This is a genomic window from Rhodococcus sp. PvR099, assembly GCF_017833315.1.
GTDB classification, from domain to species: Bacteria; Actinomycetota; Actinomycetes; order Mycobacteriales; family Mycobacteriaceae; genus Rhodococcus_G; species Rhodococcus_G oryzae.
In genome coordinates this window covers 4,104,858-4,131,857 of sequence record NZ_JAFIBV010000001.1, presented here as the reverse complement: position 1 = coordinate 4,131,857, position 27,000 = coordinate 4,104,858, and the positions used below count along the sequence as shown (strand labels likewise).

General features: G+C 69.2%; 27 protein-coding genes. 13 read left to right on the top strand and 14 right to left on the bottom strand.

The genetic code is table 11. From position 1 onward, the window contains the following. The first annotated feature begins 4 nt into the window (after positions 1 to 4). The gene (locus JOE46_RS19005) at positions 5 to 1,012 is read left to right on the top strand and encodes an NAD(P)H-dependent glycerol-3-phosphate dehydrogenase (protein WP_136907685.1); all 1,008 of its coding nucleotides are present in this window, start codon (positions 5 to 7) and stop codon (positions 1,010 to 1,012) included. 46 nt (positions 1,013 to 1,058) lie between these two features. On the opposite strand, the gene JOE46_RS19000 is transcribed toward JOE46_RS19005, so the two are convergent. Together JOE46_RS19000 and JOE46_RS18995 are read right to left on the bottom strand one after the other, a co-directional pair. Further along, the gene (locus JOE46_RS19000; protein WP_209928119.1) at positions 1,059 to 1,694 is read right to left on the bottom strand and encodes a hypothetical protein; all 636 of its coding nucleotides are present in this window, start codon (positions 1,692 to 1,694) and stop codon (positions 1,059 to 1,061) included. A gap of 219 nt (positions 1,695 to 1,913) precedes the next feature. Continuing rightward, positions 1,914 to 2,633 (bottom strand): hypothetical protein, encoded by a 720-nt coding sequence (locus tag JOE46_RS18995; RefSeq protein WP_245221109.1) that lies wholly within the window; start codon positions 2,631 to 2,633, stop codon positions 1,914 to 1,916. A gap of 325 nt (positions 2,634 to 2,958) precedes the next feature. Between JOE46_RS18995 and JOE46_RS18990 the strand changes: the two genes are divergently transcribed. Then, a complete protein-coding gene (locus JOE46_RS18990; protein WP_097213493.1) occupies positions 2,959 to 3,444 on the top strand; it encodes an alpha-isopropylmalate synthase regulatory domain-containing protein in 486 nt (161 codons plus the stop codon). 4 nt (positions 3,445 to 3,448) lie between these two features. On the opposite strand, the gene JOE46_RS18985 is transcribed toward JOE46_RS18990, so the two are convergent. Further along, the gene (locus JOE46_RS18985) at positions 3,449 to 3,928 is read right to left on the bottom strand and encodes a hypothetical protein (RefSeq protein WP_097213494.1); all 480 of its coding nucleotides are present in this window, start codon (positions 3,926 to 3,928) and stop codon (positions 3,449 to 3,451) included. An 83-nt stretch (positions 3,929 to 4,011) separates the two neighbouring features. Next, complete coding sequence (locus tag JOE46_RS18980; protein ID WP_209928118.1) at positions 4,012 to 5,490, bottom strand: DUF4185 domain-containing protein; 1,479 nt, start codon at positions 5,488 to 5,490, stop codon at positions 4,012 to 4,014. 244 nt (positions 5,491 to 5,734) lie between these two features. On the opposite strand from JOE46_RS18980, the gene JOE46_RS18975 reads away from it, so the two are divergent. Further along, entirely contained in the window at positions 5,735 to 7,069 is a 1,335-nt protein-coding gene (locus tag JOE46_RS18975) for an AarF/ABC1/UbiB kinase family protein (protein ID WP_097213545.1), read from the top strand. A gap of 34 nt (positions 7,070 to 7,103) precedes the next feature. Here the strand turns inward: JOE46_RS18975 and JOE46_RS18970 are convergent, their stop codons facing one another. Beyond that, positions 7,104 to 7,925 (bottom strand): DUF72 domain-containing protein, encoded by an 822-nt coding sequence (locus JOE46_RS18970; protein ID WP_097213495.1) that lies wholly within the window; start codon positions 7,923 to 7,925, stop codon positions 7,104 to 7,106. A 103-nt stretch (positions 7,926 to 8,028) separates the two neighbouring features. On the opposite strand from JOE46_RS18970, the gene JOE46_RS18965 reads away from it, so the two are divergent. Together JOE46_RS18965 and JOE46_RS18960 are read left to right on the top strand one after the other, a co-directional pair. Then, positions 8,029 to 8,349, top strand: a complete 321-nt coding sequence (locus JOE46_RS18965) for a GYD domain-containing protein (protein WP_097213496.1) — start codon at positions 8,029 to 8,031, stop codon at positions 8,347 to 8,349. Next, entirely contained in the window at positions 8,346 to 9,011 is a 666-nt protein-coding gene (locus JOE46_RS18960) for a rhomboid-like protein (protein WP_097213546.1), read from the top strand. The genes JOE46_RS18965 and JOE46_RS18960 overlap by 4 nt, the downstream gene beginning before the upstream one ends. Positions 9,012 to 9,027: 16 nt before the next feature. Here JOE46_RS18960 and JOE46_RS18955 read toward each other — a convergent pair whose 3' ends face one another. Next, entirely contained in the window at positions 9,028 to 9,582 is a 555-nt protein-coding gene (locus JOE46_RS18955; protein ID WP_097213497.1) for a TetR/AcrR family transcriptional regulator, read from the bottom strand. 95 nt (positions 9,583 to 9,677) lie between these two features. Between JOE46_RS18955 and JOE46_RS18950 the strand changes: the two genes are divergently transcribed. Genes JOE46_RS18950 through JOE46_RS18940 form a run of 3 tightly spaced genes read left to right on the top strand, consistent with a single transcriptional unit; the run spans position 9,678 to position 11,769 of the window. Beyond that, positions 9,678 to 10,547 (top strand): alpha/beta fold hydrolase, encoded by an 870-nt coding sequence (locus tag JOE46_RS18950; RefSeq protein ID WP_097213498.1) that lies wholly within the window; start codon positions 9,678 to 9,680, stop codon positions 10,545 to 10,547. A 28-nt stretch (positions 10,548 to 10,575) separates the two neighbouring features. Continuing rightward, positions 10,576 to 11,073 (top strand): HPP family protein, encoded by a 498-nt coding sequence (locus JOE46_RS18945; protein ID WP_097213499.1) that lies wholly within the window; start codon positions 10,576 to 10,578, stop codon positions 11,071 to 11,073. A 30-nt stretch (positions 11,074 to 11,103) separates the two neighbouring features. Continuing rightward, on the top strand, positions 11,104 to 11,769 hold the full coding sequence (locus tag JOE46_RS18940; RefSeq protein WP_097213500.1) for a cyclase family protein: 666 nt from the start codon (positions 11,104 to 11,106) through the stop codon (positions 11,767 to 11,769). 3 nt (positions 11,770 to 11,772) lie between these two features. Here the strand turns inward: JOE46_RS18940 and JOE46_RS18935 are convergent, their stop codons facing one another. Continuing rightward, positions 11,773 to 14,004, bottom strand: a complete 2,232-nt coding sequence (locus JOE46_RS18935; protein ID WP_097213501.1) for a thiamine pyrophosphate-dependent enzyme — start codon at positions 14,002 to 14,004, stop codon at positions 11,773 to 11,775. A gap of 50 nt (positions 14,005 to 14,054) precedes the next feature. Next, a complete protein-coding gene (locus JOE46_RS18930) occupies positions 14,055 to 14,456 on the bottom strand; it encodes a VOC family protein (RefSeq protein ID WP_136907663.1) in 402 nt (133 codons plus the stop codon). Positions 14,457 to 14,663: 207 nt separating this feature from the next. Here JOE46_RS18930 and JOE46_RS18925 point away from each other — a divergent pair, with 207 nt between their 5' ends. Next, positions 14,664 to 15,752 (top strand): S-(hydroxymethyl)mycothiol dehydrogenase, encoded by a 1,089-nt coding sequence (locus JOE46_RS18925; protein WP_097213547.1) that lies wholly within the window; start codon positions 14,664 to 14,666, stop codon positions 15,750 to 15,752. Further along, positions 15,749 to 16,381 (top strand): MBL fold metallo-hydrolase, encoded by a 633-nt coding sequence (locus tag JOE46_RS18920; RefSeq protein ID WP_097213503.1) that lies wholly within the window; start codon positions 15,749 to 15,751, stop codon positions 16,379 to 16,381. The genes JOE46_RS18925 and JOE46_RS18920 overlap by 4 nt, the downstream gene beginning before the upstream one ends. A 54-nt stretch (positions 16,382 to 16,435) precedes the next feature. On the opposite strand, the gene JOE46_RS26850 is transcribed toward JOE46_RS18920, so the two are convergent. After that, on the bottom strand, positions 16,436 to 16,570 hold the full coding sequence (locus JOE46_RS26850) for a hypothetical protein (RefSeq protein WP_257017716.1): 135 nt from the start codon (positions 16,568 to 16,570) through the stop codon (positions 16,436 to 16,438). Here JOE46_RS26850 and JOE46_RS18915 point away from each other — a divergent pair. Next, positions 16,563 to 17,477, top strand: coding sequence for a phosphodiesterase (locus JOE46_RS18915; protein WP_097213504.1), 915 nt, complete (start codon positions 16,563 to 16,565; stop codon positions 17,475 to 17,477). The genes JOE46_RS26850 and JOE46_RS18915 overlap by 8 nt on opposite strands. 49 nt (positions 17,478 to 17,526) lie before the next feature. Further along, the gene (locus JOE46_RS18910; protein ID WP_097213505.1) at positions 17,527 to 18,651 is read left to right on the top strand and encodes a hypothetical protein; all 1,125 of its coding nucleotides are present in this window, start codon (positions 17,527 to 17,529) and stop codon (positions 18,649 to 18,651) included. A gap of 23 nt (positions 18,652 to 18,674) precedes the next feature. Here JOE46_RS18910 and JOE46_RS18905 read toward each other — a convergent pair whose 3' ends face one another. The 5 genes from JOE46_RS18905 to JOE46_RS18885 form a co-directional block, all read right to left on the bottom strand. Then, positions 18,675 to 20,168: a stealth family protein gene (locus tag JOE46_RS18905; protein ID WP_245222095.1), complete on the bottom strand. Its 1,494-nt coding sequence runs from the start codon at positions 20,166 to 20,168 to the stop codon at positions 18,675 to 18,677. Positions 20,169 to 20,369: 201 nt separating this feature from the next. Then, positions 20,370 to 21,173, bottom strand: coding sequence for an SDR family oxidoreductase (locus JOE46_RS18900; RefSeq protein WP_097213507.1), 804 nt, complete (start codon positions 21,171 to 21,173; stop codon positions 20,370 to 20,372). A 207-nt stretch (positions 21,174 to 21,380) separates the two neighbouring features. After that, positions 21,381 to 23,069: a DEAD/DEAH box helicase family protein gene (locus JOE46_RS18895; RefSeq protein ID WP_209928117.1), complete on the bottom strand. Its 1,689-nt coding sequence runs from the start codon at positions 23,067 to 23,069 to the stop codon at positions 21,381 to 21,383. Between the two features lie 56 nt (positions 23,070 to 23,125). Further along, on the bottom strand, positions 23,126 to 24,091 hold the full coding sequence (locus JOE46_RS18890; protein ID WP_097213509.1) for a nitronate monooxygenase family protein: 966 nt from the start codon (positions 24,089 to 24,091) through the stop codon (positions 23,126 to 23,128). Positions 24,092 to 24,137: 46 nt separating this feature from the next. Beyond that, the gene (locus tag JOE46_RS18885) at positions 24,138 to 25,697 is read right to left on the bottom strand and encodes a class I adenylate-forming enzyme family protein (RefSeq protein ID WP_209928115.1); all 1,560 of its coding nucleotides are present in this window, start codon (positions 25,695 to 25,697) and stop codon (positions 24,138 to 24,140) included. A gap of 93 nt (positions 25,698 to 25,790) precedes the next feature. Between JOE46_RS18885 and JOE46_RS18880 the strand changes: the two genes are divergently transcribed. Then, positions 25,791 to 26,984, top strand: a complete 1,194-nt coding sequence (locus tag JOE46_RS18880) for a thiolase family protein (protein WP_097213511.1) — start codon at positions 25,791 to 25,793, stop codon at positions 26,982 to 26,984. Positions 26,985 to 27,000: the final 16 nt, after the last annotated feature.

Here is a 27,000-nt window from a genome sequence, read left to right as displayed (position 1 = left end):
GGTGATGGCGCGGCCGGTACGGGTGGTGGTGCTGGGGGCCGGCTCGTGGGGAACCACTGTCGCCGGCCTCGCCGCGCGGAACACCCCGACGCTGCTGTGGGCCCGCGATCCGAACACCGCCGATGAGGTCAATTCCGAGCATCGCAATTCCCGCTACCTCGGCGACCGGGCCCTTTCGCCTGACCTGCGCGCGACCTCCGATATCGCCGAGGCCGCCAACGAGGCCGACGTCCTGGTGGTCGGGGTGCCCTCGCACGCGGTGCGCTCGACGCTGAGCGAGATCTCCAACGGGGTTCGCGCATGGGTGCCGGTGCTGTCGCTGGCCAAGGGGCTCGAGCCCGGGACCAGGCAGCGGCCCACCGAGGTGATCGCCGAGTGTCTGCCCGGTCATCCGGTCGGGCTGCTGGCCGGACCGAACATCGCAAGGGAGATCGTCGACGGCCTGGCCGCAGCCTCGGTGGTCGCGACCCAGGACGACCGGGTGGCCACCGCGCTGCAGCCGCTGTTCGCCTCGCCGGTGTTCCGCGTCTACCGCAACACCGACGTGCTCGGCTGCGAGCTCGGCGGCATCCTCAAGAACATCGTGGCGATCGCCGCGGGCATGGCCGACGGCCTCGGGGTCGGGGACAACACCCGGGCGATGGTGCTCGCCCGCGGGCTCGCCGAGATGACCCGGCTCGGCGAGGCGATGGGGGCCAACCCGCGCACGTTCGCCGGACTCACCGGCGTCGGCGACCTGATCGCGACCTGCATCAGCCCGGCCTCCCGCAACCGCCGCGTCGGCGAGGCGCTCGCCCGCGGGCTCACGATCGAGCAGACCCTCGCCGAGCTCGGTCAGGTCGCCGAGGGCGTCAAGACGGCCCCGACCGTGATGGAGCTGGCCCGCGACTACGACGTCGAGATGCCGATCGCCGCTGAGGTCGAGGCGGTGGTCGCAGGCCGCCGCACCCCCGCGGAGGCCTACCGCGGGTTGCGGCGGGTGACCCCCGGCGACGAGGACGACATGGCCTGAGCGGCAATGGCTCCGGATGGACCCATTGCCGACCGGCCGCGATCGGCTAGGAGCCGCTCGGTCCGAGCAGCCCGATCTTCACACCCATATCGGGCCATTCCTGGGCAGCCTGGCCACTGACCTCGATCGCGGTGCCGCTGTCGAAGACGTCGATGTCGAACGAGATGTCGGTGCGCACGCGGTAGGTCACCTCGAAGGTGACGGTCTTGTTGCCCGTCGCCGAGACGACCCAGCCGACATCCTCGGACACGGCGAGGCGCCCGTTGGCCTCGGCGGGGACGACACCCTCGGTCTTCATCTGGCCGTCCTGCCACGAGGTGACGGTCGCGCTCCCCGACACGTAGCTGAGGGCGAACGGGAAGATGTCGGCGATCTTGTTGATGAGCCGGTCCGGTCCGCCGGTGGCCGCGATGGTGGTCCGATAGGTGACCTGACCGGTGGTCGCGATCTTGTTGCTGCCGACGACGGCCTTGGTCACCGCGAGATTGTCGGTGGTCACAGTGGCGGAGGCGGGCAGCTCCTGACCGTTCGAGCTGGAGCCCAGATCCAGCTGAGCCGGTCCCCCCGCCGTGGAGCCGAAGTCGAACAGGCTCGGTGCGGCCGAGGCGGCGCCCGCGCCGAGGGCCAGGCCGCCGCTTGCGAGGAGGGCCGAGACAGCGACTGCGGATACGAGGCGGCTCATCGTGGGACGGGACATGCGGGATCTCCATTCGTCGGGGACAGACTCACGACACCTCGGTACCGCTGAGACCCAGGACCCGAACGTGCGTCGCGCCATCGTATGGACCGACACCCGCGTTCGCGCAGGATTTCGAAAACTCCTGTCGCACTTGATAAATCGTTAGACAAAACAAGGGGCAGTCCGGAGTATCCGGACGGCCCCTTGCTCAGGCACGTGCGACTAGCTGCCGACGACCCCGCGCAGCACATCCACGACGAAGCCCGTCGGGTTCTCGACGATCGCGGATCCCGCGGAGCCGGTGGTGCCACCCTCGCCGTCGGACGATCCGAGGCCCAGCTCCGAAGAACCGGTGGCGGCCGCCTCACCCGGGTTGAGACCACGGATGGTGGCGCTCACACCCATCGGGTTGAAGGTCTGGGTGGTCGTGAAGCCCGACACGTCGAAGGACACGCCACTGTCGGGCGCGGTGCCGATCTGCGCATTCTCCGGCACCAGGTAGGTCACCTCGAAAGTGACGGTCTTGCTGTCGGTCTGGGAGATCGCCATCCCGGTGCTGGGCACCGAGACCGTGTTGTTGTTGACGTCGACCTCGGGCGTCACGTTTTCGGTCTTCACGCCGCCGACGAGGTGCCAGGCGGTGAGCTTCGCGCTCCCGTTGACGTACTTGAAGCCGGCCGGGTGGAAGTCGGTGACCCGGTTGATGAACCGATCGGGATGGGCGGTGGTAGCGATGGTGGTCCGGTAGGTCACCTTCTGCCCCGGCGCGACCGTGCCGTCACCGACGACGCTCTTGGTCACCTTGATGTTGCTCGTGGTCTTGGTGGCCGAGTAGGGCGCCTGGGCAGCCGCAGCGGTACCCGCGCCGATCGCGAGACCACCGGCGATCAGTGCCGTGGCGGCAACCACAGACGCGATGCGACGCATCATGGGACGGGACATTGAGATCCTCCGATCGAGTGGAACAGGGGACACGAGGGGCGACGCCGAAGGGCTGTCGCCCGGGCCCGGCACAGGGCCGGTTCGCGCGTAGATACTTATATGAACAAACGTCCAACTATTTAACTACATATGGACAAGCGTTCAATTTCGCGGGGCGATTCTCTGCCACAGTTGCGTCATCGCGGTTTCGCCTCTACATTCGGACCCCATGAAGCGCATCAAGCTCGTATTCCGCCCGTAGCGGGGTCTGATTCGGACCGACCCCTCGCTGCGGGTCGTCGAGCTATCTGTTGGTCCTTCCTCTCCATCCAGGAAGACCGCTTCAATGAACTCTCTTCAGGCATTCGCCTCGCACGCCGCCACCACCCCTGCGTCTGACCCGTTCGCGCTGCGTTTCGGTCTCCCGCTCCCCCGCGCCCTGCGCACCGAGGCCGCCGGCATGAGCTGGCGCACCTTCCTCGCCACCTACTCGCCGACCGGCGGTCCGATCCGCTTCGGCCGATGGTCCGCACATGCCCTCGGCGCCGGCCGCTCCGAGTTCCGGGCCACCCTCGCCCTCGGCGACACCATCCACCAGGCAGAGGCCACCGCGGCCGGGCCGATCGCGGCGCTCACCTCGATGCTCTACGACGCAGGCCTGCCGATGGAGATCCTGTCCTTCCACCAGCTGAAGGTCGGAGGCGGCCGCACCGCGACCTTCCTGCTGTGCGAGCACGACGGGCGCAGGCATTGGGCGGCAGGCCTCGCGGACACCGCGACGGAGTCGTCCGTCGAGACGATGATCGCGGCCGCGAACATCCTGCACGGCTAGCGGTTCAGGGCATCTCCACGGTCTGCGCGCGGGCGACCTCGCCGATCGCCCGCCGGATGTAGCCCGACCCCGGCGCGTCCGCGGCCGCGAGCAGGTCCGCGATCACCAGGGTCGCGTACCGGGGCAGGTCCGCGCGGGCGAGCGGGCGCGGGTCCTCGTCTGGGTCGGTCAGTCCCAGCGCACCGGTCAGCACCACGACGAGCACCGACACGTCCAGATCGGTCACCCACGACGCGGCGGACCGGGCGCAGCGCTCGAGCACGGCCTGCACGTCGTCACCGGTCAGACCGTCGGGATGCAACTCCTCGAGCAACTCGCGCACGATCGACGCGTGCACCACGGTGACCTGCTCCTGATCGAGGGCGGCGAGCCGGGCGGATGCCTCCGCGAACGGCTCGGGTTCGGCGGTGCGGGCCGCGGCGACGGCAACGTCGGTCGCATCGGCGATCTCACGGGCGGCGGACGGCCATTCGGTGGGCCACATCGGGTGGTTCTGCTCCTTCGAATTCGTTGTGGCGGCACCATGTTCCGGTACCGCCACACTCCTGGAGTCCAGAGTGATCCGACTCAGTTCAGCTCGGCGCGCATGAGGAAGACGTTGTAGTCGGACCACGTCGAGATGGTGAAGTACAGGTCGTCACCTGTCGACCAGGGGTGGATGAAGCCACCGTACAGCTCGGGGTACTCGGTGACGCTGACCAGCGGCGCCTGCTCCGACCACTCCCCCTGCGGCGAGTCGGATTCACGCAGCACGATCGCGGTCCTGGCGGTGTCCAGATAGACCATCTGCCAGACCCGCCGGACCTCGTCGTACCGGACCGACACCTCGGCCACCGGGCCGCGCACCACCGGCGTCGCGGCCGCCTGTCCACCGACCGGCGTCCAGACCCCGTTCTGCCAGTACTGGTACGCCGACGTGTTGAGCACCTCCCCGACCGGCACCCGGGCCAGCCCCAGGTCGCCGAGCCGGGTGTTGGGGGTGCCGAACATGTAGACGTACTCGCCCTGCGGGACCATCGCACTCACCTGGAAGTTGGAGAGCCCGAATATGTTGTCCCACCGCGCATACGGATCCTTGGCCCAGGTCTGGCCGTGGTCGTCGGAGTAGGCGATGCCGCCGTGATTGGTGAACCAGGTGCCGGGGATGCTGTTCCACGTGCGGATGGACATATAGCTCATGTACTGCCGCTCACCGATCGCGAAGCCCGAGGTGGGAATGGTGGTGATCTCCACGTTGTCCAGCTTCCTGCTGCTGAGCAGCTCCGCCGCGTGACAGCGATCGTCCTGCACCATGGAGTCGAAACTCATACCGTCAGAAAGGTTCCCGTCGCTGCTGAAGGCAAGCACATTGCTGCGCCAGTCGCCGCCCTGGCCGCCAGGCGGGTGGAAGCCCCGGCCGACGGTGTCGCCGAACGCGACGGCGACCTCGCCGGGCGCGCTCTCCCACATGATGCCCAGATCGGTTCCGTTCACCTGCCAGCGCTTGTCCGTGCGGTTGATCGAGCCGGCACCCGTCAACTTCGCGACCCGGGTGACCGCGCCGACCTCTGGGATGGGGCGCGGGGCCGCGTGCGTCGCCGCCTCCGTCGGCGGGAACACCGGAACCGGCGCGACCGCCTGCTGCCCTTGATCCGGCCCGGGGACCGGAATGCCCAGGTGAAAAGGCTGGAACTTGAAACCGATCTCGGGGATCCGCAGCGCCTTCAGCAGCGTGTCCGGGCCGGCGGGCGCCTCGTCGGTCAGGTCCGGGCAGGGATCCGCACAGGGGTCCGACGGCAGCGCCTGCGCGGGAATCCGGGTCGGGGTGGTCGTCGGCGCCGGAAACGGCACCGCGGTGACCACCGGCAACGGCACCGGGATCTCGAGCTTATCCGGCAGCAGCGCCGCCGTGGTGGTCACCAGGTCGGCGGCACAGGATCCGCTGCCCTTCGCCCCCGCTCGGTCCGAACCCAGCGGAGCCGCGACGGCATCCGGTTTCTCCGCATAGACCACCGCACAGGAACCGATCACCACGGCCGCGACCAGAACGGCAAGCCTGCGTGTCAAAGGCACCTCCGCGTTGAGCTCTGCTCGGGCCCGCAGACCCGCCACCCGGGCTGACCACGTTGTGGTCGGAATCTAACATCGACGTGCGGGAACTCCGTGTCTCCCGGGCCGGGTGTCGACGGAATAGGCCGCCACCCCTACGCTGGCTGGACCCGAATCGAGGTGAACGGTGTCACAGTCCAACCATTCGAGTCCCGTCGGTCCCTACGCGTCGGGACCGCCCCCGGCCGCGCTGTCGGTCCACATGCCCGACCTCAACAAGTTCGGCCCCGCCCAGCTGTGGCGCGCCCTTGTGGTCGGGGTGGTGATCATCGCCTGCGCGGGGTACGCGGTGCTCACCAAGCCGTTCCTGCGGCGCGGCGAGACCTGGGCCGACGCCGCGTCGGAGGGTGTGGTCAACGCCTTCGAGGCGCTGGGCCCGACCTTCGTCAAACTCGGGCAGCTGATGGCTTCCTCCTCCGGGGTGTTCCCTGCCCCACTCGCCAACGCCTGCCTGCGCTGTCTCGACGACGTGCCGCCGGTGTCCGCGCAGAAGGCGAGGGAGGTCATCGAGGGCGACCTCGGCGGGCGCGTCGACGAGATCTTCGCGAGCTTCGACGACGAGCCCCTGGCCGCGGCGTCCGTCGCGCAGGTGCATGCCTGTGTACTCCACGACGGCCGCGAGGCCGTGATCAAGGTGCAGAGGCCTGGCATCTATCACCGCATGCTCGTCGACCTGCGCACCGCGTACGGCGGCGCCAAACTGCTCGAGCGACTCTTCGAGTTCTTCCGGATCGCGAACGCGACCGCCATCATCAGGGACCTGCACGCCGCCACCATGACGGAACTCAACAGCGCCGTCGAGGCCGACCGGCAGACCCGGTTTCGAGACGCCATCTGGTCATTCGGCGACAACAAGGGAGTGACGGCGCCGGAGGTGTACTGGGACTACTGCGGCCCGCACGTGATCTGCATGGAACGGCTGCACGGCGTCCCCCTCGACCGGTTCGTCCCCGACGCCGATCACGACACCACGATGCTGATCCGGCGCGGCGTCAAGGCGTGGATCGAGTCGATCACCGTCCACGGCCCTTTCCACGGCGATGTGCACGCGGGGAACCTCTGGGCGCTCGACGACGGCCGCATCGCCTTCCTCGACTTCGGCATCGTCGGCGAGCTGCCCGAGGTCTGGCGGTCGATCCTGCGGGACATGTTCTACGCCAACCTCATCGACGGCGATTTCGCACGGGTGGCGCGCGGCATCCGCGACCTCGGCTACACCGCGGACATCGAGGCAGGCGACGCCGAGATCGGCATGCAGGTGGCCGCCGTCCTGGCCCCGGTGTTCACCAATGACCTGGCCGAACTGAACCTCGGCACGCTCATCATGGCGCTGGTCCAGCTCGGCAAGCAGTGGGGAGTCGCCAGCCCGGAGGAGCTGGTCCTGTTCGGCAAGCAGCTCGGCTACTTCGAGCGGTACGCCACCAGGCTCGCCCCCGGATGGGTGATCGGCAAGGACCCCTACCTGTTCCGGAACGTCTTCCCCGAGGCGGTGGCCGAGCGGGCCGCGGCACTGGGCGTCGAGCTGCCCGAGGAATGAGCCACCGGGCCGCGAGGAACCCGTCGCCGGCCCGTCAGACCCCACCGAGGCGCCGCCGGAGCGCGATCGCGTCGAACGGTGCGCGACCGCGCGCGTCGTTGTCGAGATAGACGTACACGTCGAGCCCGTCGGCGCACCAACCCCCGATCCGCGTCGCCCATGTGTCGAGGACGTGGTCGCCGTAGCCGCTCGCATAGAGCTCGGTGTCACCGTGCAGCCGTACATACATGAAATCGCTTGTGCACCTGTCGAATATCGGGTACCGGCCCGCTGAGTCCGCGACCACCAGGGCCACCCCGTTCTGCTCGATCAGCGCTACCGCCTCCGGGTCACCGAAGCTGCTGTGGCGCGCCTCGAGGGCATGCCGGACCGGCCTCGGCGCATCGGCGACGGTGAGCACACCCCCCTCGGGCACCTTGTCGTCGTGGCGCCCGGCGAGCTCCGCTGCCGCCATCGTGGTCCGCGGCAGCGCGGCGAGGAACGGGGCGAGGCGGTCGGCGTCGAATGCGAGCGTGGGCGGAAGCTGCCACAGGATCGGGCCGAGCTTGGCGTGCAGCGCGAGCGGGCCGGACGCGAAGAAGTTGGCCAATGCGGTGTCGACGTCGCGCAGGCGCTTCATGTGCGTGATGTAGCGGCCGCCCTTGACCGCGAACACGAATCCGTCGGGCGTCGCGTCCCGCCACCGGGCGAAGGAATCGGGCGTTTGCAGCGCGTAGAAGGATCCGTTGATCTCGATCGACGCCATTCGGGACGCGGCGTACGCCAGCTCCCGCCGGTGCTCCAGGCCGGCGGGATAGAAATCGCCGCGCCAGCCGGGATACGCCCATCCGGAGATCCCGATGCGGACTTCCGCCATGAGCCGAGCGTAGATCCGTCGTCGTTTCCGCGATACCGCACCGGTCCCCGGCCGGGAGGAGGACGATGGATACGCCCCAGAAACCGAGCCGAGGGACATCATCATGCCCAAGTACCTGTGGCAGGTCGGCTACACGCACGATGGCGCACAAGGCCTACTCACCGAAGGCGGATCGCGACGCCGCGACGCGATCGTGCAGGCGGTCGAGAGCGTCGGCGGGACCGTCGAGAGCTGCCACTTCGCGTTCGGCGGCCACGACCTCTACGTCATCGGCGAGGTGCCCGACGAGGTTGCCGCGGCGGCGCTGAGCATCCGCACCGCCGCGAGCGGCGCGGCCCGCACCGTGACCGTCGCCCTGCTCACCCCCGAGCAGATCGACGACGCGGCCAAGCGCCCCGCGACCTACCGACCCCCCGGGAGCTGACCTCCGTGCCGCGTGCCGTGTGGGCCTACATCCGGCGCGCACCGGGCACGTTCATCTGGCTGGCAATCCTGCTCGCGACGACCGTGGTGAGCCGCCACCTGGCGCCGGACCTCCTGACCGACGTGCTCGGCAATCGGTCGACCAACCTGCACCACCTGGCCGAGGACCCGATACGGGTGCTGATCACCAGCGCGTTCTGGCTCGCGGGCGGCGGCTGGATCACCTACTTCGTCGTCTACAACGTCTTCCATGTGCCGGCCGAACGCTGGCTCGGCACGCTTCGGTGGCTCGTCGTCGTGGTGATCGCGCACGTCGGCGCCACCTACATCAGCGAGGGCGTCCTGTACTGGGCGATCCAGCACGGTCGCGCCCCGGAGTCCGCGGTCGATACCCTCGACTACGGAGTCAGCTATGCCCTCGCGGGCGTGGTCGCTGTACTGACGTATCGGATCGCCCCGCCATGGCGGTACGTCTACCTGGCCGGCGTGCTCGTCTTCTATGCGGTGCCGCTGCTCGGCGGCGTCACCTTCACCGACGTCGGCCACCTCACCGCCGCACTCCTCGGACTCGCTTGCTACCCCCTCGTACGGGCCCGCCAAGAGGTATGGGACCCGATCGCGACCGCGCGGGCGGTCGACCGGCGGATCCGCCGGCGAGGGTGACGCCCCCGCGTGGTCGTCAGCTCACCGCGTCCAGTAGCACGCGTGCGGCATCGCGGGCCTGCCGGGCGGGCAGCGGTGAGCGGGCGATCGCGGCGGTCGCCATCGCGCCGTTCGCGAGGATCGCGAGCTGGTCGGCCAGCGGCGCCGGTAGGCCCGCGGCGGAGACCAGCTCGCGCAGGCACTCGAGCAGTGCGGCCTTGTTCGCCTTGGCGATGTCGGCGACGGCCTGGTTCCCCCCGCCCAGCTCGCCGAAGGTGTTGATGAAGGTGCAGCCCCGGAAGTCCTCCCGCCGAAACCAGTCGTCCAGGTAGTCGAAAACGCCGAGGACCCGGTCACGGGGATCGTCGATCGGCTCCAGGAACCGGGCCAGCTCCTCCCGCACGACGAGGTCGCGCCTGCGCAGCACCGCCTCGACCAGCCGGTCCTTCGCCGGATACAGCCGGTAGAGGCGCTTGAGGGAGACCCCGGACCTCGTGCGGATCTCGTCCATCCCGACGGCCTGCACGCCGCGCTCGTTGAACAGTGCCTCGGCTGCGTCGAGCAGCTGGGTGTCAGCGGTATCCGGATCCACTCTCTCACCTCGACACTTGCGCGGAGAACCATCGTTCTCTACTGTACACGCCATGAGGGAGAACGCTCGTTCTCCCTAGAGAGTCAGGAGCCACCATGTCCAGCTTCGACACCCGCCACCGCACCGCGACCATCGACGGACTCGAGGTCTTCTATCGGGAGTCCGGCCACCCGGACAACCCGACCCTCGTTCTCCTGCACGGGTTTCCGAGCAGCTCACACATGTTCCGGAACCTGATCTCCGAACTCGCGGACGAGTTCCACGTTGTCGCGCCCGACCACATCGGCTTCGGGCGCTCCTCGATGCCCGCGGTCGACGAGTTCGACTACAGCTTCGACCGCCTCGCCGAGATCACCGATCAGCTGCTCGGCCGCCTCGGCATCGACCGCTTCGCGCTCTACATCCAGGACTACGGCGCACCGATCGGGCTGCGGATCGCCGCCAAGCACCCGGAGCGTGTCACCGCGCTGATCACTCAGAGCGGCAATGCCTACCGGGAGGGATTCACCCCGTTCTGGGACGTGCTGTTCGCGCACGCGCAGAACCGCGCGGAGCACGAGCCCGCGGTCCGCGAACTCCTCGAGCTCGACGCGACGCGATGGCAGTACACCCACGGCGTCCCCGCCGACCGGCTGGACCGGATCGCGCCCGAGACCTGGTTGACGGACCAGGCGGGCCTGGACCGGCCGGGCAACAAGGAGATTCAGCTCCAGTTGTTCTTGGACTACCAGTTCAACCTCGACGGGTACCCCGCCTTCCAGGAGTACTTCCGGACCCATCGGCCGCCCACGCTGGTCGCATGGGGCCGCGGCGACGAGATCTTCGGCCCCGCAGGCGCCGAGGCGTTCGCGACCGATCTCCCCGACGCGGAGATCCACCTGCTCGACGCGGGCCACTTCGCGCTGGAGACCCACGGACAGGAGATCGCCGAGCTGATCCGGGACTTCCTCCGTCGAAACCTCTGATCCCGCAACGCCTGCAAGAAGGAGCCCCATGTCCGTCCTCACCAACGCCTCCGCCACGATCGCCCGCCGCGGCACCACCGCCTCGGCCCTCAGCGCGGCCGCGGCGGCACTGACCATCATCGCGTCCCTGGCCACGGCCGAACACCTGCTCGGCCTCGCGGTCTTCGCGCTGCCGTTCGTGGCATCGGCAGCCCTGATCGCGCTCGCCCCCTCCGGACCGCCCGCGAGGCCGGGAGCGATCCTGCGGGCCTACCCGGCCGCTGCGGCGACGGCGCTCCCCACCACCGCGATCCTCGGACCGTCGGAGGCCGCCGTCGCGGCCTCGGTGGTCGCCGCGGTCGCGCTGATGGCCATCCTGCGCGCGCCGCACATCCCCGCGGCGCTGTGCGCGGGCAGCATCGGGCTCACCGGCCCCGGCCTGGGCTACCTCCCGCACACCCTGATACCCGCGGTGGCGATCGTGCTGGTGGCCGCCTGGGTCGCCGGGCGGCTCGTTCCTGGCTTCGAGTACCCGTTGCGCGGGTGATACTGGTCGACACACGATGGAGGTGAGGCCGTGAGCGTGGTGCGCAGGATCGTGGACCTCTCACACCCGATCGACACCGGCATGCCGGTGTACCCCGGCGACCCGGCAGCGAGGCTGACACCGCACTGCACCGTGGCCCGCGACGGCTACAACGTCCTGCGTGTGGAGATGGGATCGCAGTCCGGCACCCACGTGGACGCGCCGGTACACCTGCGGGACGGCGACACCCCGATCGACCGAATGGACCTGTCGCTCTTCGTCGGTCGCGGTGTCGTCTTCGACCTGCGCGGACTGGCCCCTCGGCAGCCGATCACCGCGGCGATGATCGCCGGGCCCGCCGAATCGGTGCGGACCGGCGACATCGCGCTCGTCCACACCGGGTGGGACCGGCACTACGGCACCGACGTCTACTACGACCACCCGTTCCTCGGCGCCGACGCCTGCGCGCTGCTGCTCGAGCGCGGGGTGCGGGCGTTCTGCCTCGACGCGCCGAGCGTCGACCCGTCCGGCGATGAGGACACGGACTATCCGGCGCACCACCTGATCGCGAAAGCGGGCGGCGTGATCGCCGAGAACCTCTGCAACCTCGAACTCGTCGACTTCCCGGACCCGCTGATCAGCATCCTGCCGCTGAAGCTGGCTGGCGGCGACGGTGCGCCGGTGCGGGCGGTCGCGATGGAGCTCGACCGGCCCTGACCATCACCGGCTGCGGCCGACCAGACCCACCGCCGCCGCCTCGATCTGCTCCTCGGAGACCAGCACCAGGCGCGCGGCCTCGCCGAGCGGGACGAAGCTGTCCTCGCTCGTGACCCGCGCGATCGCGCCCTCGAAACCCGAGTCGACGAGCGCCGCGATCACCCCCTCCGAGACACCGCCCGACCGGCGGGTCTCGTCGACCACCAGCACCCGCCCGGTGACCCGCGCCTCGCGGAGCAGGTCCGCCACGGGCAGCGGTGCCAGCCAGCGCAGGTCGAACACGCGCGCGTCGAGGCCGCGCGTGCGCAGCCGCCGGGCGACCCGCAGGCTCATCCGGAGTCCGTTGCCGAACGTCACGATGGTCAGGTCCGCTCCGTCCCCGTGGGTGCGTCCACTCCCGATCGGTACGTGCGCCGCAGCCCAACCGCCCGGCCCCTCGTACGGCGCCAGCCAGCCCTCGTCCCCGGGCTCGTGCAGGTCCCGCTCGTGGTACAGCGCGATCGGTTCGAGGAAAACGCACACCGCGCCTTCGGTTTTCGCGGCCGCGACACAGGTGCGGAGCATCGGGGCGGCGTCCTCGGGCCGGGCGGGGGAGGCCAGCACCAAGCCCGGGATGTCACGCAGCACGGCGACCGCGTCGTCGTTGTGGAAGTGACCCCCGAAGCCCTTCTGGTAGCCGTAGCCTGCGACCCGCACCACCATCGGGTTTCGGTAGCGGCCGGACGAGAAGAAGCCCAATGTCGCTGCCTCGCCCCGGATCTGATCCTCCGCGTTGTGCAGATAGGCGAGATATTGGATCTCCGGGATGGGCAGCAGCCCGGAGACACCCGCGCCGAGCGCGAGCCCGAGCACGGTCTGTTCGTCGAGCGGGGTGTCGAATACCCGAGCCGTACCCGCCCGGTTCGCGAGCCCCCTTGTGACGCCGTAGACGCCACCCTTGCGGGCAACGTCCTCACCGAAGACCATCGCCTCTTGGTACGCAGCGAGGGTGTCGAGCAGGGCACGGTTGATCGACTGCGCCAGGGTGAGACGACCCGCATACTCCGGCAGTGCACCGTCGAAAACCTGTGCTCGAGAACGTGTCTCGGCCGGTTTGTCGACCCCGGCGGACACCGAACCGGGGTCCGGTCCGCGCAGCGGCGACATCACAGCGTCCGCGGTCGTCAGCCGGGGGAGCAGGGCGACCTCGCGAGCGAGCGCCAGCACGTCGTCGCGCTTGCGCCGGTACCGGGCAAGCACCTCGGCAGGCGCAAGGGCCCCCGACTCGACGAGCAGCCGGGCGGTGCCGAGCAGCGGGTCACGGCGCTGTTCGGCGGCGATCACCGCGGGAGATCGGTAGGCCGATTCCACGTCCGAGCCCGCGTGCCCCATCAGCCGGACCGTGCGCAGGTGCAGGAACGCCGGGCGCCGGTGCTCGCGCACCCAGTGTGCGGCGCGCGTTGCCGCGTCGACGGCGGCGGCGAGGTCGCAGCCGTCCGCAGCGAAGTACTCGAGCCCCACCCGGCCCGAGTAGGCGGACTCGATCCAGCCCCCGGGGGTGGGCACGCTGACGCCGATGCCGTTGTCCTCGCACACCAACAGCAAGGGCAGCGGTAGACCCTCGTACGCACCCAGCGCCGCCGCGTTGATCGCGCCGACCGCCGTCGAGTGATTGGCGGAGGCGTCCCCGAAGCTGCACACGGCCACCGCATCCGCGGGCCAGGGCGTATCGACACCCAGCCTGCGGGCCCTGCCGATCGCGAACGCGACGCCCACCGCGCGCGGCAGGTGTGAGGCGATCGTGGAGGTCTGCGGGATCACCGCGAGGTCGTGGCGGCCGAACACCTTGTGCCGCCCGCCGGAGATCGGGTCGGCGGCGGCCGCGACCACCCCGAGCAGCACGTCCCGCAGCGGATCGCCGCCGCCCACCTGGCGCGCGCGTTCGAGGAAGAAGCCGCCGGACCGGTAGTGCAACAGCGCCGGGTCGGTCGGCCGCAGCGCGCCCGCCACCGCCGCGTTGCCCTCGTGACCCGACGAACCGATCGTGTAGAAGCCCGCGCCACCGGCCTGCAGCACGCGGGCGGCGAGATCGAGGTGTCTGCTCCCGAGCTGGGCATCGAAGAGCTCCAGGCAGCGGGCCACGGTGAGCACCGAACCCTCGCGGACGGGTTCCGTCGGGGCGGGCGAGCGCCAGGGGGTCGGGCTCGCCATCGCCCCGACGGACTCGATGAACTGCTCGTCGATCGGTTCGGCCATGCGGACCGTCCTGCCCGTGCGGGGTCTACGCGCAGTTCGACAATATCCGGTCAGCCGATGGCGGCGGGGTCCATCCACATGACCTCCCAGACGTGCCCGTCCAGGTCACGGAACGCGCGGCCGTACATGAAGCCCTGGTCCTGCGCCTCCATCCAGGCCGAGCCGCCCGCGCCGATGGCGGTGTCGACCAGCGAGTCGACCTCCTCCCGGCTGTCCGCGGAAATGCACAGCAGGGCCTCACGAGACTTCGAGGTGTCGCAGATGTCGTCGGAGATGAAGTCGCGGAACCGCGCCTCCTGCAGCAGCATCACCGTGGTCAGGTCGTTGATCACCATCGAGGCACAGTTCTCGTCGCTGAAGGTCTCGTTGAACCCGAATCCGAGTCCGTCGAAGAACTTCCGGGTCGCCTCGATGTTCTTCACTGCCAGGTTCACGAAAAGCATGCGGGACATTGTCTGCTCCTGTCATCGGTTGCGTCGCTGCGTCCTCGGCTTCCGAGGTCGTCGAACGGTTAGACCGCCGCCGATCGGAAAACTCATCGGTCCACGCAAACTATCTCCGTTGGACGCGGTCCGGGCACTGCGGACGCCGGTTGGACTACCGTCGAACCCGGCGCTCGTACCGCCATGAATCCACACGAGTTCGAAGGAGACAACGCCATGTCGCAGCAGGTTCGGGGTGTCATCGCCCGCTCCAAGGGAGCGCCGGTCGAGATCGCGACGATCATCATCCCCGACCCCGGGCCCGGTGAGGTCGTCGTCGCCGTCTCGACCTGCGGGGTCTGCCACACGGACCTCACCTACCGCGACGGGGGCATCAACGACGAGTACCCGTTCCTGCTCGGACACGAGGCGGCCGGCATCGTCGAGAGCATCGGCGCGGGTGTCGATTCGGTCGAGGTGGGCGATTTCGTGGTGCTGAACTGGCGGGCGGTCTGCGGTCAGTGCCGCGCCTGCAAGCGCGGACGCCCCCAGTACTGTTTCGACACCTTCAACGCGACGCAGAAGATGACCCTCCAGGACGGCACCGAGCTCAGTCCCGCCCTCGGCATCGGCGCGTTCGCAGACAAGACCCTGGTACACGCCGGTCAGTGCACGAAGGTGGACCCGTCCGCGGATCCCGCGGTGGTGGGTCTGCTCGGCTGCGGCGTCATGGCGGGCATGGGTGCGGCCATGAACACCGGCAACGTCGGCCGCGGCGACTCCGTCGCGGTCATCGGCTGCGGCGGCGTCGGTGACGCCGCGATCATGGGGTCCCGGCTGGCGGGCGCGGGCACGATCATCGCGATCGACCGCGACCCCCGCAAGCTCGAGTGGGCTACCGAACTCGGCGCCACCCACACGATCAACGCCGCCGAGGTCGACGACGTGGTCGAGGCCGTACAGGAACTGACCGGTGGCTTCGGCGCCGACGTGGTGGTGGACGCAGTCGGGCGGCCGGAGACCTGGAAGCAGGCGTTCTACGCGCGCGACCTGGCCGGCACGGTGGTCCTGGTCGGCGTGCCCACCCCGGACATGACGCTGGAGATGCCGCTCATCGACTTCTTCTCCCGTGGCGGGGCACTGAAGTCGTCCTGGTACGGCGACTGCCTGCCCGAGCGCGACTTCCCGATGCTCGTGGACCTGTACCAGCAGGGTCGGCTGCCGCTGGAGAAGTTCGTCACCGAGCGGATCGCGCTCGACGAGGTGGAGCAGGCCTTCGAGTCCATGCACCGCGGCGAGGTGCTGCGTTCGGTGGTCGTGCTGTGAGCGGCGCGCTGAGGGTCGACCGGGTCGTCACGTCGGGGACGTTCAGCCTCGACGGTGGCACCTGGGACGTCGACAACAACATCTGGCTGATCGGCGACGACTCCGAGGTGGTGATCGTCGACGCCGCACACACCGCGCAGCCGATCATCGATGCGGTCGCAGGCAGGCGGGTGAAGGCGATCGTGCTCACCCACGGGCACAACGACCACGTGACTGTCGCGCCGGAGCTGTCGGAACGTCTGGATGCCCCGATCCTGCTGCACCCCGCCGACGACGTGCTGTGGCGGATGACCCACCCCGAGGTCGCGCACCTGCCGCTCGAGGACGGTCAGCGTATCGCGGTGGCGGGCACGGAGATCCAGGCCATCCACACGCCCGGCCACTCTCCGGGCTCGACCTGCCTGTACCTGCCCGAGGCGGGCGAGCTGTTCAGCGGCGACACCCTGTTCTCCGGTGGACCGGGGGCGACCGGGCGCTCGTTCTCCGATTTCCCGACGATCATCGGGTCGATCCGCGACCGACTGTTCGCGCTACCGGCGGAGACCCGGGTGCACACCGGGCACGGCGACGGCACCACGATCGGCACCGAGTCGCCGCACCTGGAGGAATGGATCCGGACGGGATCCTAGCCCCGGACGGCGGGTCGGCCCGGTTCCCGGGTCCGACCCGCCGTGCCGCGAGGCTCAGGCGTCGATCTGCCACACCTTCGGCCTCCGGGCGTCCACCTGGCTAGTGTGGAGTCCGGGTAGGTGCCCCCAGCCGGGCACCTGCACGTCGGGGGCGAGCGGAAGCGAGAGACCGATCAGCACCATGCGCACGGCCGAGTATCCGCGCCCATCACACGTCCTACTCCACCTGAGCGATACCCACCTGCTCGATCGCCCCGGCGCGCTCTACGGCGGGGTCGACAGCGAGGCCCGACTACGGCAGATCTTCGCCGAGATCGAGGCGTCACAGGCGAGGCCCGATGCGCTGGTGTTCACCGGCGACCTCGCCGACAAGGGCGAACCCGGCGCCTATGCGAAGCTTCGCGCCCTCGTCGACCCCGTCGCGGACTCTCTCGGTGCGCAGGTCATCTGGGCCATGGGCAATCACGACGACCGCGCCCACTTCCGCGCCGTGCTCTTCGACGAGGATCCGCAAACCGGGCCGGTCGATCGCACCTACGATGTCGACGGCCTGCGCATCATCACCCTCGACTCGACGGTGCCCGGACACCACTACGGCGAGATCGGTGAGGCCCAACTACGTTGGCTTGCAGCCGAACTCGAGACGCCTGCACCACACGGCACCATCCTGGCGCTGCACCACCCGCCGGTTCCGTGCGTGCAGGATCTCGCGGTGCTCGTGGAGTTGCGCGACCAGACGCGGCTCGCCGAGGTACTGCGCGGCAGCGATGTGCGGGCCATCCTGGCAGGCCATCTTCACTACTCGACGACCGCGACGTTCGCCGGCATCCCCGTCTCTGTCGCCTCCGCCACCTGCTACACGCAGGATCTCACCGTGCCGCCAGGAGCCCAGCGCGGACGCGACGGCGCCCAGGGCCACAACATGGTGCACGTCTACCCAGGCACCATCGTTCATTCCGTCGTCCCGATGGGCGGCCATGACATCGTCGGCGAGTACGTCACCGCAGGGGAGACCGCGCGGCGACTCGCCTCGGCTCGGGTTCGGATCGCAGACAGCGAACTCCCGGTGGTGCCGGTGAGTGCCGACCGGGTGTAGCCGGCGCGCGACCAGCTACTTTCACGGCGACGTTCACTAGAGTCGGGGCATGGCTACCGTCTGGACAGTTCCGATCGACATCACACCGCGCTGGCTTGCCTCGCCAGAGGTCCAGACCTTTCTCGCATCCAACGACCTGGCCGACGCATCGCCGGATCCGCGGGTGCGGCTGGCGCAGTTCGCCGATGTGGCCACGGCCCTCGGGCGAAATGTGGGGCGGACGTTCACGTCGGTGCAGGCGGCATCGGCAGCGCTGTTCGATCGGATCGACGGTGACGGCCACGGTGTCCCGGTGGCCCTCAGGCTCGCGGCGCTGCGCCTGATCGTGACGACGGTTCATCAGACTCGTCCCGCCCCGAAACCACTGCCCGCGCGGGTGGCCGAACAGTTGGGCGTGTACGTGTACGCGCTGTTGGATCCACGCAACCGGTCGGTTTTCTACGTGGGGAGTGGACGCGGCAACCGCGTATTCGGCCACGTGTGGGCGGCGCTGGAGGAGACCGAGAGTCGTCAGTTGCTCGAGGGCCAGGAGACGGACCGCCCCGAGGTCACCACCGCGAGCATCAGGCGTATTCGCAGCATCTACGACGCCGGCCACGAGGTGGAGCACTACATTGTGCAGCATCAGATCACGGCCACCGACGACGATCGGGCCGCGGACGGGGTTCGCATGGCGCTCGCAGGCGTGCTCGGCCTGCTCGAGCAGGAGACCGAAACTCCCGGCCTCACCAACCTCGCAGGCGAAACTCTCGAGCTCACGGCTGCACCGGTAGATGATCTGGTGCTGCAGTATGCGGCGGAACCGGTGCCGGACCTACCCACGCCGTGCTTCCTGGTCGAGGTGAAGGGAGCGGCGAAACGGGGGGCGACTCAGGATGAGATCTACGCGATGGCACGTCAGTCGTGGGCGGCCGGGAACGCTGTTCGCGAGACCGTCAACATTCCGGTGATCGTGTTTGCGGACAACATTGTTCGGGCGGTGTACCGCGCCGAGTCGTGGGCGATGGCGCCACGCACGACCGACACCACGCTGTGGCGGTTCACTGGCGCCGCCGACCCGGAACTCGAGGCCCAGTTCGTGAAGAAGCGGGTCACGCCCGATCGCGTTGGGCTCAAGAAGTGGCCGGGGTCCGGATCGGTGTCCCACCTGACGCACGCGCGTCCGGGACGGTGAGACAGCCAAGGGTATAGAGCGCTTCAGGACTCCCAGGGTGCGGGGATGGGGAAGTAGTTCTCCAGGAACTGCGTCACCTTCGCGGTGCGCAGCTCGAGATCGATCTCGGGCGCGCTGCCGTCGTTGAGGCAGAAAAAGTCCATCGATCTTTTGGCGAGCAGCGAATCCATTTCCTTGAGACCGGATTTCATGGTGGTGTCCACGTACTTCACCCGGGCCGCGGTCTGTGCCACCGCGCGTCCGCTCATCAACGCGTAGTAGTGATACAGCGAGTTGGTGACCGAAATGTTGGAGCTCGCCCGGAAAGTACTTGCGGCCGTGGCCGCGAACTCGTCGGGGAACTCCTTCTCCATCTCGGCCATCACGCTCTTGCGCAGCGGAGTGGCCGCATGCTCGAGGTGCCGGGTGGTCATCAGACCGAAGCGCTCCTGCAGCAACCGACGGTTGACCCGCGCCGCGTTCTCGAACCCACTGCGCTCCCCGTCGTTGTGGCCCAATCCGATTCGCGTTGTCGCCTCGATGAACATGCTGACGCCGCCGGGGGAGAAGAACATCTGGGGTCCGACCGGCCGGCCGAAGAACATGTCGTCGTTGGAGTACAGGAAGTGCTCGGCAAGGCCGGGGATGTGGTGCAGCTGGCATTCCACGGCCTGCGAGTTGTGGGTGGGCAGCACCGACGTGTCGGCGAAGAACTCCTCGCTCGGCATGAATGTGACCCGGGAGTCGTTGGCCAGCCACGCGGGCCGGGCGGAATCGGTGGCCACGAAGATGCGCCGGATCCACGGCGCATACATGTGGACGGACCGCAGCGCATACTTCAACTCGTCGATCTGACGGAAGCGGGCCTCGGAGTCGTCGCCCTCCCCGACCACGTGGTTCTGCATGCGCTTGGCGCGCTGCGCCTGCCATTCCTTGGATGAGCCGTCCACCCACGAGAACACCAGGTCCACATCGAAGTTGATGTCCGACGCGTGGTCGGCAAACATGTTCTCGATGGTCGGCCACACCTTGCCGAACCGTTCGACCGTGCCCCGCACGGCCTCTTCGGGGCGCACTGTTCGTCGGGTCAGCGAGTTCTCGATGGGCAACACGATCTCGTCGTCCGATATCGACCACAGCTCGATCTGCACGCCCGTCGACGCCCCGTAGTTCAGTCCGCTCGCCAGCTCGACCCGCGGCCGGAACAACCGGAAGATGCGGGCCTTCGACGTGGTCGACAGCGTGCCGTCGGCCACAAGGACCGCCGGGCTGCGTTTGGCATCGACGGTCTTCGAGTAGAACGGGAGGTCCTCGCACGCCGCGACGAGAGCCGCGCGCAGGATCTTGCGGTCGGCCCAGTTGACGGCGATCACCGGGCGCTCGTCGTTGCCCCGCACCAGCAGGTATTCGATGCCGGCGGCGTCAAGGGTGTCGCGGATGAACAGCAGGTCCTCCACCACGGCCTCGTGTGGGGTCGTCGTGGTGATCGAGAGCGCGAAGCGGCCCTTGAACCGGACGACCTCGGGGCGATCGCGCAGCCGCGCCTCGGCTGCCGCGGACGCGTCCCGCACGGCGTCGCTCGTCTCCTGCTCCGGGGGAACGAAGTAGATGTCATTCGGGGCAGCAGAGTGTGTGATTGTGGTCCTTCCGGTGGTGACCGCGACAGGGCGGCCACCCGCCAGTCTAGTTCTCGCGGGCGCCGCCGCCGACCTGCGCCTTTTCCGGCCCTCGAGGACCGGTTAGCTCAGGTCCCACACCTTCGGCCAGTCCTTGCCGCGGGCCGCGGCATCGGTGCCACCGTCGACGAACACGACGGACCCGACGAAGTAGCTGGCCTCGGGGCCGAGCAGGAACGCCACCAGAGCGGCCACCTCCTCGGGCTTGCCGCCGCGCCCGGCGGGGATGGTGGACAGGAAATGCTCCATGCCCGCGCCGACCAGCGGGTCCTTGCGCCCCTCCTGGGTCATCGGGGTGTCGATCAGGCCGGGCGCGATCGCGTTGAGTCGGATGCCCTGCGCGATGTACTCGGCGGACTTCGTCCGGGCATAGTAGGCCAACGCGGCCTTGGTGGCCGGGTACGCCTGGATGGCGGCCCACTCCCCGAATGTCGCGGCGACAGCGTTGGCGCCCGATTCGTCGCCTGCCAGGCAGGCGTCGGCGAGATCGGTCGGCCAGTTCGGTTGGCTGGTGGTGGAGTTGGAGCTGACCAGCACCACGGACGGGTTCTTGCCCGCGGCCAACAGCGGGCGCAGGCCCTCGAGGAGTTCGATGGCGCCGAAGTAGTTGACCGCGATCAGCAGATTCGCGGGGCGGCCCGCGGCGGCGGCCAGGCCGGCGAACGGGACGTATCCGTCGATGCTGCCGTCGGCCAGCGCTGCCACCTGCGCGATCGCGTCGCGGCGCCCGTCGGCCGTGCTCAGGTCGACGTTGACGTCCGCGTTGTGCAGATCGACGCCGATGACGCGGTGGCCGTCGGATTCCAGCCGCGCCTTGGTGGCCGCGCCGATGCCGGAGGCACAGCCGGTGATGACGTAGGTCGCCATGAAATTCCCTTCGAACAGAAGATCCGATGCGATGCGGCCAGATGCCGAATCGGTCAATGGGCATGCACCGAGCGACACCCAGTTGCCGAAGATATCCCCCGAGCCGATGGCTGCGTCCAGGTTCGTCCGAATCGGAGGCTAGGTGCCGTGCCCCGACCACCGAACCGATTTGTCCCGCTGAGCGGGACCCGGATCGCGCACGTCAACTCAATCGAAGGCTCGCTCGTCGATCCAGTCGGCGTTGAACATCCGGGCGATCGACGCCAACGCACTGGTGTCGCCGTCGACACTGGCCGAGGTGACCATCAGCCGGTCGACCATCGTGGTGGCCGCGGACTCCTCGACCGTGTCGGTGGCGTAGAGCAGCGACCACGGGCAGACCTGATAGTCGCGGTGCCCGCGACCGATGGTCTGCCGGGCGGCGATGCCGGAATACCGGGGCTGGTGAAAGAACCCGATCCGCGGGGTGGCGGTGGCGCGACTCCCGTCGGCGAGGTGTTCGGCGGCGTGCAGGCTGATCGCGGAGGTCGTGTTGAACACGACCACCCTGGTCTCACCGCGCTGGAACCGCAGCCGCTCGTTCTCGGCGTCGCGGCGGCCGCCGAAGATCCGGGACACCGCGATGCCGCGATCCTCGAGCAGGTCGGCCACCGGCTCCGCGCCGGTGCTCACCATCTCCGTCGCGACCAGGCACTGGTAACCGCGTTCCACGGTCGCCGCCACCAGGTCCCCGGTGTGCGGCGCACGGATCATCCCGGCCTTCTGCCGGAACCGGATCAGCGCCGCCCGCCCGCGAGCGGTGTCGGAACCGGTTCGTGCGAGCTGCATCTCGCGCCGGTAGTCGCCCCACTCCATCTCGTACTGCCGCCGCTGCTCGAAGGTCAGGTCGACGCCGAGCCCGTCGATCGGGGCCTGGCCCCATGGCGCGTCGCGGTGCAGCATCACCGGCGGTTCGGCGGAGGTCATCGCGTCGCGCACCAGGGCGACGGCATCGGCCTGGACCCGACCGGACGCCTTCGCCTCCGCCGTCCACCCCCAGCGGCCCATGTACCGCTCCAGCGGCACCCCGAGCTCGACCAGCCGGGCGCCGAGCTCGTCCCACCGTTGCGGCGGCTCGCGGTGCACCTGCGCCAGCAGCGACGACAGGTAGCGCCACTCGCCGGGGTGGTGCCCGAGGGTCGCGGTCAGCGAGATCACGAACGGCGCCTTCTCGGGCGGGTCGAGGTGCCGGGTCACCCGACGCTGGTAGTCGGTGCGCTGCGAGTCGTGTCGGAAATTGTGCGCCTCGTCGTTGACGACGACATCGAACCGGTACCTCGGCCTGCCGTTGCGGGCGATGAGCTTCTTGAGTTGGTCGGGGGAGATGATCAGCCACCGGTATCCGCCGTCCCCGACGGCCGCGATCGACGCACGCCAGTGTGGGATGGTGATCGAAGTGGGACGGTCCACGGTGACGAGAATCGCCTCGCCACCGCGCTGTTGAGCAACTGCCTTCGCGCCGGCGATCGCGCTGAGCGTCTTGCCAAGGCCAGGGTCGTCCGAGAGGCAGAAGCCCCGGGAGTTCGCCTCGGCCGCCCGGGCGATCGCGGCGGCCCCCTCGATCTGTTCGGGTCGCAACTCCTTCCTGGCGGCCTCCGCGGACAGGCCCCTGGTGCCGTTCAGCTCGTCCTCGACCCACTGCTGGTACGAGTACGGCTTCGCCGCGTAGGGACGGAGCTCCTCGGGCAGGCTCGACCCGACGTAGGCGTGGGCTTTGATTCCGCCGTAGTACTTCGCGCCGGGGGCGTGCGCCCGGAACGGCACCTCGAGCACCCAGATACGTTCCCCCGCACCGGCGGCGGGGGAGTCGGACTTCGTCGACTGGCGGCTGGTCTTGCGGCGGGCCTTGGCGGTCACCGGTCAACCGTAGCCACAGCGTGCGACATGTCGGCGGCGCGGGCGCGGCGCGGGCCTCAACGCACCGCGGTCGCGATCAACCGACTAGACCGCTGCAACGCTTCGACGTACTCCTTTTCGATGCTCTCGACGATCGTGCTCACCGGTTCGATCGCCCGGATGGGCTGGAGCCCCTGGCCGGCAGCCCAGACGTCCTTCCATCGCTTCATCGATTCCGTACCGGCGGTGTAGTTCTTCTCCCCGGTCGGCGGCGTCAGATTGTCGGGATCGAGCCCGCAGGCGACGAGGCTGGGCTTGAGCCAGGAAGCCGGGGTGCCGGTGATCGCGGAGCTGACCACGAGGTCGTCGGGACCGTGGTCGACGACCATCTGCTTGTACCCGTCCGCGGCCATGCTCTCCGCGGCCGCCAGGAACCGGGTACCCATGTAGACCAGGTCGGCGCCTGCGGTGATCGCACCCGCGACACCGTGACCGTCGCTGATGCCGCCCCCGATGATGATCATCCCGTCGAAGAACTCGCGCACGGCAGAGGTGAACGCGAAAGGCGACAGGTGACCCGTGTGTCCGCCTGCGCCCGCCGACACGCAGGCCATGCCGTCCACGCCCGCGTCTGCGGCCTTGTGTGCGAGGCGAAGGTTCACGACGTCGGCGATCACCGTGCCGCCGTACCCCTTGACGGTGTCCATCACGGGCTTCGGGGACCCCAGGGCGGTGATGACGATCTGCGGCTTGTATTCGGCGATGAGGCGCAGGTCGTCTTCGAGGCGGGCGTTGCTGCTGTGCGTGATCACGTTTGCCGCCCACGGGGCGACGGGGACCGAGGCGGCCTCGGCCGCGCGGAGCTGATCGGTGATCGACCCCATCCACGTGTCGAGGTCCGCCGCGGTGCGGCAGTTCTGCGTCGGGAAGGAGCCGACGATGCCTGCGGTGCAGGCTGCGGTGACGAGCTCCGGGCCGGACACCAGGAACATCGGTGCCGCGACGACCGGCAGGCGCAGGGTGGACAGGAAAGAGTCGGTCATGATGTTTCCTCTATCGGGAGCTGTCGGTGTAAGTGTTTGCGTGAGTTCACGATGCGGCACGGACGAGGGCACCGAGAAGCTCGGCGGCCGCCGCCCGGTCCACCTTGCCCAGCGCGGTCAACGGAAGACGGTCGACGCAGTGCGCGGCCTTGGGGCGTTTGTAGTCGGGCAGTCGGCTGCGGCTCTCCGCCAGGACGATGTCGTCGTCGACCCCCGCGTCGGCCGCCGATGTGTACGCGGCGACGATGCGTTGCCCCCACACCTCGTCGGGCAGCCCGACGACCACGACATCGTCGACCCCGGGGATCGCGGAGATCGCCTCCTCCACCTCGCGGGGATAGACGTTGTATCCGCCGGTGATGATCATGTCCTTGCTGCGGCCGGTCAGGTGGATGTAGCCGTCTTGGTCGCGGTAACCGAGGTCGCCCGAGTAGAGCTCGCCGTCGACATGACTCTTGCCCAGATCTGTTCGCGTGCCCGCATTGTGATATCCCGGGCTGACCGCGGGGCCTGCGACCACGAGCTCGCCGACCTCCCCGTCGGGGACGGCATCACCGAGATCGCGGATGACAATGTCCGCCTCCGGGCAGGCCCGCCCCACCGATCCGAGCAGGTCGGGGTTCTCGAGTACGCCGCGCCGGTGGTCCGCCGCGGTCAGCACGGTCAGCGGCGGGATCGCCTCGACCATCCCGTAGTACTGAACGAGATTGGGCGTGATGCGGTGGTATGCCTGCCGGAGGTGCTCGACCGGCATCGGTGCGCCCGCATACGCGAGCATGCGCATGCGCCGCATCACCGACAGTCGGTCGTCGTCGAAGTCCAGCAGCCGGGCGATGACCGTGGGCACCAGCGCGGTGTGCGTCGCGGCGTGGGCCTCGACGGCGTCGATCAGACCCGCCGGACCGATGTGATCGAGCAGCACCTGGCGTCCGCCGGCCTCGAGGAACGGCAACACGAAGAGCCCGCTGGTGTGAATGACGGGGCCCGCATGCAGGAACACCGCCGGCTCGGCGCCGTCGAGGGTGCCTGCGAGCACGTGATCGCGCATCGCGCCCAGCGAAGCCAGCCGGTTCGCGTGGGTCCGTTGGGCGCCCTTCGGGACCCCGGTTGTCCCGGACGAATAGTGCAGCGCGCACAGCGAATCCAGCTCGGGCGTAGGCATCGCAGCGTGGCGTGCGGCACCCGTCGCCAACTCGTCGAGCGACGGCCCGGTCGACGTGGTCCCGTCGACGGTGATCACTGTCGGGGTGAGCGTCCGGGCGGCGAACTCGGCCGCGCCCTCGATCCGAGGGTCGACGATCAGCGCAGCCGGCGCGCAGTCGTGCACGACGCGTTCCCAATCCATCGGCCCGACACGCGGATTGAGCGCGACCCGGACGAAGCCGCCGATCGACAGCGCGAGATCGACCTCGACCGCCTCTACGACGTTGCCGAGCAGGACGACGACCCGGCCCCCCATGGCGAGCCCGAGGTCATCGAGGGCTCCGGCCAGCGCGTGCGCCCGGTCGGACAGTTCGGTGAACGTTCGAGACTTGCAGCTGTCCTCGATCGCGATCGCGGGCCCGTACCGATCGGCCGCGGTACGAAGCACGTCGGCTATCGACATGAGGCTCCTTCCATTCGCTACAGTTATTGAAGTAGACAACAGGCGGGCGAGTTTCCGCAAGGGCCGCACCCCGACCGCACAGGAGGAGTCCCCATGACCCAGAGCCTTTCCCCGTCGGACCGTCGCGCGCCGTGGGTGATCGATGCCGTCCGAACCCCGTTCGGGGCGGCCCGCGGGGCGCTCTCGCGCGTCAGGGCCGACGACCTGGCCGCCCTTCCGATCGCCGACCTGGTCCGCAGGCACCCCGCGCTCGATCCAGGCCGCATCGACGACGTCGTCTGGGGAAATTCCAACGGCGCGGGCGAGGACAACCGCAACGTGGCCCGGATGGCGCTGCTGCTGGCGGGGCTTCCGCACACGATTCCCGGGGTGTCGGTCAACCGTCTGTGTGGCTCCGGCGCCGAGGCGGTGTTGTCCGCGGTCAGGCGCGTCGCGGTCGGCGACGCCGAGATCACGATTGCGGGCGGCTCGGAGAGCATGAGCCGCGCGCCCTACGTGCTCCCGCCCGTGGACTCCGCGTTCCCCCGATCGATGGAGCTGATCCCCACCACGGTCGGGTGGCGGATGCCGAACCCCCGATTCCCCGCGGCCTGGGTCGAGACGCTCGGCAGATCGGCGGAACTGGTGGCGGAGCAGCTGGGCGTCGGCCGCCTCGAGCAGGACGAATGGGCGCTGCGGTCCCACGAACTGGCCGCCAGGGCGTGGACCGACGGCGTGCACGACGGCTTCGTCACGCCGCACCCGACCCTCGACCGCGACGAACCGATCCGCGAGACCGACGCGGCCACCCTGGCCGCCCTGCGGCCGGCCTTCTCGAGCGGCGGCAGCGTCACCGCCGGGAACTCGTCCCCGATCAGCGACGGAGCGGTCGCGGCGCTGGTCGGCACCGGAGCCGTCGCCGACGAACTCGGTGTCGAACCGCTCGGCCGGGTGCTGGCCTCGGCGGTCGTCGGCGCCGAACCCGACAAGTTCGCGCTGGCGCCCGTCGCCGCGATCGCAAAGGCCCTTGACCGCGCGGGTCTCGAGCTCGCCGACGTTCGAGTGCTCGAGCTCAACGAGGCGTTCGCCGCGATGGTCCTGTCCTGCCTGCGTGAGCTCCCTGGCATCCCGGCCGATCGCGTCAACCCCTTCGGCGGCGCCATCGCCCTCGGTCATCCGATCGGTGCGTCGGCGGCTCGGATGGTGGTCGACTGCCTGCGCCATCTCCGCCGACTCGGCGGGGGCATCGGGGTCGCGGCTGCGTGCATCGGCGTGGGACAGGGCATCGCTATTGTGTTGGAGGCCTGAACAAGCGATCTGCGGG